A 12,335-nucleotide genomic window follows, 5' to 3' on the forward strand; every position below is an offset into this window, starting at 1 on the left:
TCGCTAACACCAAAGTCTGAATTTACTGGAGCCTTATGATCCCAGCTAAAAAGTTATTAAATACCCTTACTGAACATTGGGGGGTGTTAGAACTGCTATTTAAACGTTTTAAGATGGCTGATTTCAGCTTGAAAGACGTACAAAATGCGATAAAACAAAAACAACCTTCATGGTCAAATGAACGCATTTATAAAGAAACAAATCGTTTATTGAATCAAGATATTATCATTCCACTGGCAAAATCATCGCAGTTAGAAATCAACCGTGCGATCGCCGATTTTGCGACTTTCTTGCTACAAGAAGAACACTTAGGTCTTGCCCAAGAAATTAGTGTGCTTGTTGATGACTTAGCTCGCCTTGGTAATCGCCTTGCTAAAGCCGGTGAAATTGAAGATTACGACGAGCTTCGCCGCTTCAGCCGCATTATGGATGATCGGGTACGCAAAATAATGAAATTGTTTGCCCACAACGAAAACGCGATTTTAAATATTGTTGAGCAAGCGAAAGCTGATAACGCGGTGCAATCACTGCAAAAACGCTATCAAGCTGTAATTGAAGCGTTCGATGAATACATCGAGCCTATGCTTGAAATGGTGGATATTCGTGGTGACTTCCACGCTTGCTTTAATACCATCGAAGCGCAAATTAGCGCGCAAATAGAGCAAATTGACCGCCTTGGTAAGTCATATCAAGACAAGCGCATGCTTGAACAATTACGTACCCGTATTTTAGAAATGCATTTAGTTGGCCGTGAAAGTTTACGTAAAAGCGCCGATATGTTGATGCCACTGCGTGAAGAATTACGACGCAACAACCTAATTACGCGTCAAGCGGCTAAAGTGCTTGGTTTAGTGCGTAAAAATGGCGTCGATAACATGTTAAGTGCAGTACAGCCTAACTTTGTCTCAGACGCGCAACGTTTTTCACTTGGTCAGCAACGTCATATTGTGGCCTATATGGCAGGCTTAGTTGACTTTGAGCACGATGAATATCAGCTTCCTGAACATGATGATGTGCCCGCCTATCAAAGCCCACATATTCCTGATTATAACGACGTTAAAACACAATTTAGAAAACGCTTTAAAAAAGCCAGCAAAAAAGCTCAGCCGCTGCTTAGTTTCTTAGATGAAAGCTATCCAGACTTAGAAGCTGACGAAATGCTGTTCTTGTATCAAAAATTAATTAGCGATGGCGACCTTGAAATTAGCCAAAGCCAAGAGAAAGTAAAAATAAAAATTGCCCAGCAACACTTCTCTCTTTACCCATTTAACTCATCGATTGCTGACGATAAAAAAGCAACAGAGCAATAACCATGACAGATATTAATTTAGATGATTTAACGCATCTTCAAGCTATTAATAAAAAGCTCACATCAGGCTACCACATTAGTGAACAAGACACGCTGATGTGGCAAGAGCTTGATCAACACATTGATGCTTATCGCGCGTTATTTAACGCCCTTGGCCATGACCTACAACACGATAGCCGTGGCTATTACTATTTTGGCAGCGATGAAAGCACCCCAAATATGGGTAAAATTTCGCGTGCCATCGCACTGACTATCTACATCTTGATTGAGCATTATGCCAATACTGGTAAAGATCCAATGCGTGCTTTGTTTGACGAAGTAAACGACCTTGAACTAATGCAAACCTTAGTGCAAATCAACAAGCACCTGTTTGATCAATTAGAAATCTTCTCAGGCTCAGATTTACGCAAAGACGTCTACTTACGTATGGTGCGTTTAGGTCTAGCTCGCGAAGTAGAAAACGGCTTTATGCTGCAAGCACCTATTTATCGTTATATCGATGCATTAATGGAAGTAAACGAAGAAACCTACCTAGGAGATGACGACTAATGCAAAGCCAAAGCCTATACGGACTCAGCAAACTTGCACTTTTAAATACCGCAGGCTATGCAAAATGCGTGATCCCACTGGATAAAAGTAGCTCTATTTGTGCACCGAATAATACCGGTAAAAGCTCGGTAATTAATGCCCTGCAATTTCCACTGATCAATGATTTACGTTTAACAGAATGGGATGGCCACGATTTAGACGAAACCCGAAAATTCTACTTTTCGTCAGACCAATCCTATATTTTACTCGAAGCTGACCTACCTAATGGCCCTGTGGTGATTGGTGTTGCCGGCCTTGGTAAAATTGCCGGTTACGCGCATCAGTTTTTTTGTTACCAAGGTAAGTTGAACCTTGATCACTATACTCAAGGCAAAACCATTGTAAAATTCACCAAGCTTTTTAATCACTTAAAAGAGCAAGGTTTCAATCCAATTGAATTAAAAGCGCAAGAGCTAAACGCCCTACTCACTGGCGGCGCTACGCCGTTTGATGGCGATATCAACTTAAAGATGATCCCCCTCAATAACGTGCAAGATTCAGCGATTTACAAAGAAATTTTCCGCCGTATTCTTAACTTGCATAAGTTAGGTGCCAGTGATGTTAAACGCTTTATGTTACGTGTATTTGAGCGCCATATGTCAAACTCTCGGGTCGACTTTTATGAAGTGTGGCGACGCTCATTTGATAAAGTGAATCGCGCTAAACGTGAATTAAAAGCCCTTGAGTCAATGCAAGAGCCTATCGCAGCCCTTGAATCAATGCTTGAAAACCAAACGGTTTTAAAAGGTAAACTTGCTGCCTATGCGCCAAAAATTGACCAAGCATTGATTGACTTTGAAACCTATCAACAAGAGCAACTCACTGAGCTCAATATTGCCCTTGAGGATATCGAACACGAAAAGCATGAGTTCGACCAAAAGCAGCAGCTGTATATTCAGCAATCCCGTGATATTGAACGTAAGCAAACACAAATTGAACAATGGTTTTTAGACTATCGAGCGCTTAAATCTGAGTTTGAACTAGTTAATAAAGCCACTTTAAAAGTAAGCCTTACTCAGCTTAAACAAGATTATGAATCGCTATCGCATTCATTAAGCAGTGCTCAAGGTCAAAGCTTGCACACGCTAGATTACCGTATCAGCGAAACACAAAAGCAAATTAAGAGCTTAAAACTGCAGTTAAAGAACCTCGAGTTCAATTTATTCACTCGCATGCGTGAAGATTTGTCTTTAAAAGAAGTTGAAGAAATTTCGCGTATTCTAAACCCAGATATCTTATCGTTTGCCACCACCAGCAATGGTGATGTTGACATCACAGACGAAGATGCTTTTGGTGAGTTTTTAGAGCAATTATCGGCTAACGTAAAAGGTGGTGTACTGACACTCCCTGGTGCAAGCATCAAACTTAAAAAGCTAAGCCCAGTGCAAATGCAAACGGGCGAAAATAAAGAGCAATTAACCGCGCAACTTGCTGCTCTTGAAAACTCACTGAAAGAGTTTAAACAGCAGCGCGAGGTCGCTGCCAATGTCGCCGAAAAGCAAAAAGAAAAAGATGCCTTGTATGATGAGCTAATGGCCTCAGAAGAAGCGTTAAAACGCTTTGAACAATTTGAAGTGATGCAGCAATCTGTCGACGCACAAACTCTGCTGAAAGAGCAGTTAAATGCAGAACGCGAACAAGTTGACGACTACCTGCAAGATATTCAAAAGAACAGTGGCTCAATTAGCGATCGTCGTTCGATTATCAAATCGAAAAAAGATCTGCTTGCCCGCCAAGCTGACCGTTTACGCCAAGTTAAATCTGAACGTATCGATCACACGCTTGATTTTTACTCAGGCAAAGTCACTCCGTACATGATTGAAATCAGTATAGATTTTGATAACTTAAGTGACCTCATTCATCACTTTAACAAAGACTGCCAAGAGCTACGTAACTTTGATATCAACGTACGTAACACCTACATGCATATTTACAATGCGGGTATTACTAAATTTGATAACGAAAACGATGAGTTTACTAAATACGAAAAGCTTATCAGCGCGTTTCATAACATCGATAACGAGCGCGATGCGGTTGAACGTCAAGGCCGAGTTGCGTTAACCGAAGTTGCCGCCACTATTAAGGGCTTGCGTGAAGACTTAGACCGCCTACGCCGGGAAATGAACAGCTTTAATAAAGGTATTAGTCAGCATCGGATTTCTAATCTTCAAGCATTCAAAATTAATGTTATTCCGCGCAAGATGTTGGTTGATAGCATTGATACCATTATTAGTACCTCAAATCAGTTTGAGCAAGGCGATACCCTAGACCTATTAAGCCAAGAGCCTTATAGCGAATCTGCGGTAAACGAAGCGAAAGATCATTTGATTAAGCTTGCCTCAGAAAAAGCCGGTTTAACACTGACCGACTTATTCGATATTCGTTTTGAAGTCGTGAACCGTGCTGGTGAAACTGAGCACTTCGAAAAAATCGATTCAGCCGGCTCTAACGGTACCCGTATCACAATTAAGCTACTTTGTGGCATGCTGTTTATTCGTTACTTATTAAGCGACCAAGAACAAAACTTGTATCGTATTCCGATTTATATCGATGAAGCAGCTGATATAGATCCACAAAACCAAAAAGCAATTATCGAGACAGCGCTAAGCTTTGGCTTTGTGCCGATTTTTGCCTCAGTTAAACCACAAGTTAGCTGTGATTACATCGTCCCTATTCGTACTGTTAAAGATGGTGCACAAAACTGGGTGGATGAAAAAGACTGGATAGAAGTGGAACACACCGTTTAATTACAAACTATTACAGTACTTTTTTGTAAATGTGCCATAGTTTTTAAATAATCATTCCGTTGAATTATTTTTATGATATGTTATCAATCAAGTAGTGGAAATTTTGCCAAGGAGCAAACAATATGAAGAACTTATTAATCGCGACGGCTGTATTATTTTTAGCGGCTTGCGCTAAAACGCCTGATTGGGATTACGACAAATCAGCAGATTTTAGTAATTATAAAACCTTCTCTTGGGTACCTAATGCCAGCTTGACTAAAAACGTAGCGAACTACCAAATTAGTCCTTTAATGGAAAAACGCGTTCGTGACGCTGTTAATGCTGAACTTGAAAAAAGCGGTATGAAGCTAGTTGATTTAGCGCAAGCAGATGTACTGATTAACTATCATGCCTCAGTTGATACAAAAATTGATGTTGATACCTTTAACGTGGGTTACGGTGCACGCTGGAATTACTGGGGTATGGGTTATAACACGCAAACAACTGCTCGCGAATACGAGGTGGGTACGTTAATTCTAGACGTGGTAGACCGTGCTTCTAACCAATTAGTTTGGCGCGGTGCTAAAGAAGGTCGTTTGCAAAAGAACCAATCACCTGAAAAGCGCACTGAAGTTATCAAAGAGACTGTTGCTAACATTCTAAGTAACTTCCCACCGCAATCGATTAATCAAGACTAAACACTGTTTTAGTTAAAAGACCGCGCAATTAGCGCGGTTTTTTATTGCCTGCTGAAATCTGGTTGGAGTGGTATAACTCAGTGATTCAGATACAATACCCGCAATTTCAGTGCGCCTAACTAGCCCACTACCCCAGATTAAACAAAATCAAGAGAGTTTTAGATGGTACGCGCAGTACAGCTTACACTTCCCGCATTATTCGTCACTTGCTCAGTGCTAGCAGAAGACACCAACAATATTGAACAAATCACCGTTGAAGTTTCAGCAACCGCAAATAAAGAACCAGTAGGTACTTTTGATGCGCCAGTATCAAACTTAGAATATGACCCACGTGTCGATTTGCAATCGCGCAATATGGCTGAAGCACAAGCTGATGTAACCATACGTGGTGGTATCTTTGAAAATACTGGCTTTCGTGTTGGTAGCAGTACGTTATTTGACCCACAATCTGGTCACTACTTTGCTGAAATTCCCATTGCGCCACAGATGCTAACAGGCCCTTCAGTGCTTACAGGTGCTGATAATGCCCTTTATGGAATGAATAGCTCGGTTGGTACGGTTTCATTTGGCTGGCGCCCTATCACAAGTACCGGTAGTGTTTCACTTGGCACAGGTACGAATGGCTTTAATTTACAAAGCATTCATGCTGCCCATAGCCAAAAGCTTGATAGCAAACCAGATTGGCGATTAGGTTTTGAGGGTGAATACTCGCACTCAAAAAGTGATGGCTCAATTGATAATGGCGACCACGACTTTGAACGTGCCTCAGCGCGTATTCAACTTGCAAGCTCTACCTCGCAAACTGATTTAATGTTCGGACGCCAAGAGAAGTTTTTTGGTTGGCCAAACCTATACACGCCATTTAATTTTAACGAAACCGAAGATCTTGAAACCAAGCTTTTCATGCTCAATCACAAGCAAATGTATGGTGAGAGCAATAGCCTTGAAGTGACTGGTTATTATCGTAAACATAACGACCATTACGTTTTGTCTCGTGAAAACCCAGCTATTTTTGAAGCGTTCCACGAAACCACGGTTAAGTCATTGGCACTCTCTGGACGTCACCGTTTAAATGACCGCTATGCAATTAATTATGCTGGGCAATTTATTGCTGATGAAATTGAGTCAACGTCTCTTGAAAACAACTTTACATCACGTAATTACACTAAGCTAAGTATCTTGCCTGAGTACAAATCAGCCCTTACAGCGAACAAAGAGCTTACTTTACGTGTTGGTGCTGCATTTGATGATACCAACCGTGATAGCTCAGATACCTCATTTATTGCCGATGCCAGCCTTAAAGTTGCTAATCAAAATGGCACTGAACATACTTGGTATGCGTCATACGCAGAAGCAACACAAGTTCCCGGTTATACCGCCATCGGCGGCAGTGAAACGGGCGGATTATTCAGAAGTAACTACAGCCTTGAGCGCGAAACCACCGATAACCTTGAATTAGGTTTACTGATTGAACAGTCTTCATGGCGTTTAGATTCAGCTATTTTCTACCGTAAAGATAAAAACCTTACGGATTGGACATATCGCTTTGATGCAACCTCAGCACGTTTTGCAAACCCGGTTGATATAGACACCTTAGGCGTTGAGTTTTTAGCGAATAAAACGTTCGAAAGCACTGAGTTAATTGCCAGCTACACCTATTTAGAAAAGTCAGAAGACTATGGCACGGCAGATATTGATGCGAGCTTTTATGCGCTTAACTACCCTGATCACCGTGTAACACTGGGTGCAGTATGGCAACCAATGGATGTGCTTGAGCTGCGTATCGATAACGAATGGCGTAAGCAACATAGTAACCGCCTGCGTAGCTCTGATGATGAAGCCTTCTTCACACAGTTAACGCTAAAATTCACCCCAGCTCAGCTTGATAATGTGTTTATTACCTTTGCAGCTGACAACATTTGGGATGAATCATTCGAAGAAGTACCGGGTACCCCAGGCCGCGGCGAACAATACACTCTTAGCGCTACTTATACGTGGTAAGCAAAAACAATAATGCCAGTCAATTGACTGGCATTATTGTGTTACGTTACCTTTCGAGGTATCTATCAAACCATAACCAAAATTATATTAAACGCCATAAAGAAAACTTTGGTTATAAAAAATACACCTCAGCAACCGTTAAAAAGTGTTAAAGGTTTAATCTTTTTTAAGTCATCTGCTCAAGTTCGGTAATTAAATACAGTGCTTGTTCGTTAGTGGTGCCACACACATCAATAGTGGCAGAAAAGTCACTACACACCTTAGGCCTTGATTCATCACCAAATAATTTACATAGGTTATTATCATCAAGTTGAATACAGCGCTCTCCCGCTGCTTTGCCGTTTGGCATTCCTGGGATCGGTGAGCTAATACTGGGTGCAATACAACAGGCGCCACAGCCTAATCTACATGCCATTTTATCTGTCATTGAGTACCTCTTATAGAACCTTTGTAGCGCCTTTGTAATATGTGTAATGGTTTGTTACATCTTCAAACGCCTTGTAAACACTTTATTGCGTATGCTTAGCCTATCAAATTTATTTTTAATTACCGTCAACCGTGAGGGACTATCCCGTGGCTAGTAAAAAACAAATCATTCTCCCTATCGCCGTATTAGTCGGCGGACTTGGAATGGCATTCGCATTTGCCTCTATGAAGCAACCGCCAGTCGAAAAACCAGAACAAGATATGCGCCCGCTTGTATCAATTAAACCGTTAAGCTTTGACGCTATTACCCTTGATGTAAAATCATACGGTATCGTTAAACCTAAAAACCAAACTGAGCTTGTTGCGCAAGTGAGTGGTCAGGTTGTGTCTTTATCAGATCAATTTGTACAAGGTGGATTTGTTAAGCAAGGCGACATTCTAGCACGTATTGACCCAAATGATTACGAAGCGGCACTCATTGAAGCTGAAGCCGGTTTGGCACAAGCAAGCTCAGCGCTTGAGATAGAACGTGCACAGGTGTCGGTTGCGCAAGCTGAGTGGGACCGCATCAAGGGCGACTCAAACCAAGTTATTCCTTCTGAGCTTTATTTACGTAAACCACAACTTGCTGAAAAGCTTGCAAGTTACCGTGCAGCGCAAGCAAGTGTAAAACGCGCTAAACGTAATCTTGAGCGCACATACATTAAAGCACCATACGATGCGATTATAGACGAGCGTCTAATTAGTTTAGGCAGTGTGGTAAACCCAGGTAACAGCTTTGGTAGTCTGAGCTCAACGTCATTGGCTGAAATTCGTTTACCTGTAGCAGATAAAGATCTGCAATACCTAAATAACCAAGGAATTGGTGCAAGCGTATCAATTAACGCTGAATTTGCAGGTAAACAAACAACCTGGCAAGCAACTATCGTACGTAGCGAAGGAGTTGTAGACCAACGTAGCCGCATGAATTACTTAGTAGCCCAAGTAGCAACGCCTTATGAGCAAAAGCAGCCATTACGTTTTGGCTCATACATTAATGCCACTATCGAAGGTCGAGCGCTGGACAATGCGATTGTTGTTCCGCACCATTTAGTTAAAGACAAAAAAGTCGCTGTTTTACAAGATGGCGAAACGCTTACCTTTAAAACACTTAACATCGTTCGCGAACAAAATGGCATGGTGATCGCCGATAATGGCCTTGCTAATGGTGAGCAACTTATTACCTCGGCACTTGAATACCCAACTGAAGGCATGGCGGTCAAGCTAGATGACGCAAAACTGAGTCTGCCAACAACGCAGTTAGCGTTAAAAGAGGAATAAGCCATGACCACGCACAGAGAAAAAGGGCTTATTGCCTGGTTTGCTCGCAACCCAGTAGCAGCAAACTTACTTATGATTTTCATTTTAGTGGGTGGCTTATTGACAGCAATGTCGGTGCGTAAGCAAATGTTCCCACAATTTGAAAGTAACTGGATCAGTATTCAAGCTGTTTATCCGGGGGCTGCGCCGCAAGAGGTAGAAGAAGGCATCACCATTAAGGTCGAAGAGTCTTTAGAAGGCCTCGAAGGCATTAAACGTTTAATTACCTATTCGAACCGTGGTTTTTCACAAGCATGGATAGAAATCGAAGAAAAGTACGACCCGCAAGAAGTACTCGATGAAATCAAGATGCAGGTTGATTCAATCAATACCTTCCCTGCAGAGATGGAACGCCCAATTGTTCGCCGTGAAAAGTTTGAGCAAGAAGTGATGATACTCGCGCTGTATGGCGATATGAGTAACTACCAGCTCAAAGAACTTGGTAACGACATAAAAGATGAGCTACAAGCTTTACCACAAATTAACTTGGTCAACTTTTACAGTGGCTTAAACTACGAAATTGGCATTGAAATCAGCCCAGATAAACTACGTGAGTATGGTTTAACTTTCCGTGATATTGCCACAGCCGTTCGCAGCTTCTCTGCCAATATGTCAGCAGGTCAAATTCGTTCTGAAAATGGCTACATTTCGATGCGTGTTGAAAATCAAGCGTATCGTGGTAAAGAGTTCGAAAATCTGCCTTTATTACACTTACCAGATGGTGCACAAGTTTTCTTAGGTGATGTAGCAACAATTAACGACGGCTTTGAAGAAGGCTTACAGTACTCTAAATACAATGGTAAAAACTCACTGACTTTTGAAGTAAATGCGTCGAAAGATCAAGACATCACTAAAGTTGCTGCAGTACTAAAAAGATACCTCGATGATAAAGCACCACAGTTACCAGCAGGCGTAAAACTATCACCTATTGTTGATTTAACTTACTACCTTGAAGGTCGTCTAAACATGATGATCGACAACATGATCTGGGGTGGTATTTTGGTAATGGTGGTACTGGCGCTATTTTTACCACTACGCTTAGCGTTTTGGGTAATGATGGGCTTACCTGTGTCATTCCTAGGTGCATTTTTAATGATGCCACTAGGCTTTATAGACATCACTGTTAACTTAGCTTCTTTATTCGCATTTATACTGGTGCTCGGGATAGTCGTTGATGATGCTATCGTCGTCGGTGAGTCTGCCAGTGCTGAAATTGAAAAGCACGGTCACAGCCTAGATAACGTAGTACGCGGCGTAAAACGCGTTGCTATTCCTGCTACCTTTGGTGTGTTAACTACAATTGCCGCATTTTTACCACAAACACTGGCATCAGGCCCTGGCTCTGCGTTTTCTAAAGCCATTGGTGGTGTAATTATCCTATGTTTAATTTTCTCACTAATTGAGTCAAAACTAATTTTACCGGCTCACTTAGCGGCAATGAAAAATAAACCTGCGAACCCTAAAAATCCATTACATCGCTTACGTTTAGGTATGGATAAAGGCCTCAAGAACTTTGTTGATAATTACTACACACCATTTATTGGTCGCTGTATTCATTACCGTTACACCGTGATTGTTGGCTTTATCTGTGTGCTTATTGTTAGTGGCGGTATGTTCGCTGGTGGTTTAGTGAAATTTGTTGCGAACCCTAAAATTCCACATGATTTCCCGCGTATCTCAGTTGAAATGAACTTATCTTCGTCTGAGCAAGCAACCCTTGAGACAGCGCAAACTATTGAAAAGCTAATTTTAGATGTCGATAAACAACTTGAAGAGCAATATGGTCAAGCGATGATCCGCGACTTATCGGTTAGTTTACGCGGCCGTACAAGTGCACGCATTATGGCGATTTTGGTCGAACCAGACTTACGCCCTATTGATACCTTTCAATTAAGTGCAATGTGGCGCGAACAAATGCCACCACTGCCAGGTGTGAAAACGCTTAATATTGAAGACAGTATCATGAACGGTGGTCGTGATGACGGTGATGTGAGCTTTCGCTTAGAAGGCAAAGATATCAATAAACTCAAAGAAGTTGCCGCTAAGTTAAAAGAAAAGCTAAATAGCATGCAAGGCGTAGGTGATGTAAATGACTCGCTACAATCTGCAACTGACGAGGTTCAACTTGAACTTAAACCGCTTGCTTACAGCTTAGGTTTAACCCTTTCAGATGTGGCATCACAAGTTAGCTTTAGCTACTACGGTTTAGAAGCACAACGTATTTTACGTGACGGTGAAGAGATCAAAGTAATGATCCGCTACCCTCGTGAATCACGAAACGCAGTAAGTGACATCACAGATGCACGTATCATTACGCCAACAGGTGTTGAAGTACCGCTTGCTGAAGTTGCTAAAGTCAACATTGTGGATGGTGTAAACCGTATTCGCCGTGAAAACGCTAAACGTACTGTAAACGTTTGGGCTGCGGTTAATACTGACCAAGCTGAACCATTTGCCATTGCAAAAGAAATTCGTGACGAGTACTTACCTAGCCTACTGAAAAGCTACCCAGGTGTAGAAAGTAATGTAGCCGGTCGTATTCAAGAAGAGATGGACAGTGTGGCAGAACAAGTACGTGACTTTGCTTTATCAATGATGATTATTTTTGCGTTACTTGCTATTCCACTACGCTCGTACTCACAGCCATTTATTATCATGTCGGTTATTCCATTCGGTGTCATTGGTGCGATGTTTGGCCACATGATCTTAGGTATGACAATGAGTAGCCTATCAGTATTCGGTATCATCGCTGTTGCAGGTGTGGTCGTAAACGACTCGCTAGTGATGGTCGACTTTGTCAATAAAGCTCGCGCCGAAGGTGTAGCAATCAAAGAGGCTGTGATGCAAGCCGGTGCGCGTCGTTTTAGAGCGATATTACTGACCTCAATAACGACCTTTATTGGTGTATTACCAATCATTATGGAAACAAGCTTGCAAGCAAAAATCGTTATCCCAATGGCTGTATCTCTAGCATTCGGGGTGTTATTTGCAACGGTCATTACGCTTATTTTAATCCCTTGTCAGTACGTCGCCTTAGAAGATTTTAAACGCTTAATTGGCAAGCTAAGAGGTAAAAAAGCAGAGCCAGAAGCTAAATTACAAACAACCAGTAATTAACCCCTCTCAAGATCCCAACCGAACGCTTGGCAATAAATTTGCCAAGCGTTTTTTATTTAAAAATATGTTCCTATAAATCGTATTGTTTTGCTAAGCTTAAATGAGCAAAAA

General features: G+C 41.7%; 8 protein-coding genes. 7 read left to right on the forward strand and 1 reads right to left on the reverse strand.

Annotated features, from left to right (window positions below; genetic code table 11):
• Nucleotides 1-35 precede the first annotated feature (35 nt).
• The 5 genes from MTF66_RS06665 to MTF66_RS06685 all read left to right on the forward strand — a co-directional run bounded on the left by MTF66_RS06665 (nucleotide 36) and on the right by MTF66_RS06685 (nucleotide 7,322).
• Nucleotides 36-1,310, forward strand: a complete 1,275-nt coding sequence (locus tag MTF66_RS06665) for a hypothetical protein (RefSeq protein WP_055196777.1) — start codon at nucleotides 36-38, stop codon at nucleotides 1,308-1,310.
• A 2-nt stretch (nucleotides 1,311-1,312) separates the two neighbouring features.
• Nucleotides 1,313-1,858, forward strand: a complete 546-nt coding sequence (locus MTF66_RS06670) for a hypothetical protein (protein WP_058585203.1) — start codon at nucleotides 1,313-1,315, stop codon at nucleotides 1,856-1,858.
• Nucleotides 1,858-4,644 (forward strand): ATPase, encoded by a 2,787-nt coding sequence (locus MTF66_RS06675; RefSeq protein ID WP_248526834.1) that lies wholly within the window; start codon nucleotides 1,858-1,860, stop codon nucleotides 4,642-4,644. The genes MTF66_RS06670 and MTF66_RS06675 overlap by 1 nt, the downstream gene beginning before the upstream one ends.
• Nucleotides 4,645-4,766: 122 nt before the next feature.
• Nucleotides 4,767-5,321, forward strand: coding sequence for a DUF4136 domain-containing protein (locus MTF66_RS06680; protein WP_248526835.1), 555 nt, complete (start codon nucleotides 4,767-4,769; stop codon nucleotides 5,319-5,321).
• Nucleotides 5,322-5,483: 162 nt separating this feature from the next.
• Entirely contained in the window at nucleotides 5,484-7,322 is a 1,839-nt protein-coding gene (locus MTF66_RS06685; RefSeq protein WP_248526836.1) for a TonB-dependent siderophore receptor, read from the forward strand.
• Nucleotides 7,323-7,488: 166 nt separating this feature from the next.
• Here the strand turns inward: MTF66_RS06685 and MTF66_RS06690 are convergent, their stop codons facing one another.
• Nucleotides 7,489-7,737 (reverse strand): YkgJ family cysteine cluster protein, encoded by a 249-nt coding sequence (locus tag MTF66_RS06690; RefSeq protein WP_054562006.1) that lies wholly within the window; start codon nucleotides 7,735-7,737, stop codon nucleotides 7,489-7,491.
• A gap of 158 nt (nucleotides 7,738-7,895) precedes the next feature.
• Here MTF66_RS06690 and MTF66_RS06695 point away from each other — a divergent pair, with 158 nt between their 5' ends.
• Nucleotides 7,896-9,068: an efflux RND transporter periplasmic adaptor subunit gene (locus tag MTF66_RS06695; protein ID WP_248526837.1), complete on the forward strand. Its 1,173-nt coding sequence runs from the start codon at nucleotides 7,896-7,898 to the stop codon at nucleotides 9,066-9,068.
• 3 nt (nucleotides 9,069-9,071) lie between these two features.
• Nucleotides 9,072-12,224: an efflux RND transporter permease subunit gene (locus MTF66_RS06700; RefSeq protein WP_248526838.1), complete on the forward strand. Its 3,153-nt coding sequence runs from the start codon at nucleotides 9,072-9,074 to the stop codon at nucleotides 12,222-12,224.
• Nucleotides 12,225-12,335 lie beyond the last annotated feature (111 nt).

The sequence above is a fragment of the Pseudoalteromonas sp. 2CM39R genome, assembly GCF_023161845.1.

Bases quoted from the DNA above. Each gene is read 5' to 3' on its own strand.
- MTF66_RS06685 (WP_248526836.1), top strand. From the start codon at position 5,484: ATGGTACGCGCAGTACAGCTTACACTTCCCGCATTATTCGTCACTTGC.
- MTF66_RS06700 (WP_248526838.1), top strand. From the start codon at position 9,072: ATGACCACGCACAGAGAAAAAGGGCTTATTGCCTGGTTTGCTCGCAAC.
- MTF66_RS06675 (WP_248526834.1), top strand. From the start codon at position 1,858: ATGCAAAGCCAAAGCCTATACGGACTCAGCAAACTTGCACTTTTAAAT.
- MTF66_RS06680 (WP_248526835.1), top strand. From the start codon at position 4,767: ATGAAGAACTTATTAATCGCGACGGCTGTATTATTTTTAGCGGCTTGC.
- MTF66_RS06670 (WP_058585203.1), top strand. From the start codon at position 1,313: ATGACAGATATTAATTTAGATGATTTAACGCATCTTCAAGCTATTAAT.
- MTF66_RS06665 (WP_055196777.1), top strand. From the start codon at position 36: ATGATCCCAGCTAAAAAGTTATTAAATACCCTTACTGAACATTGGGGG.
- MTF66_RS06690 (WP_054562006.1), bottom strand. From the start codon at position 7,737: ATGGCATGTAGATTAGGCTGTGGCGCCTGTTGTATTGCACCCAGTATT.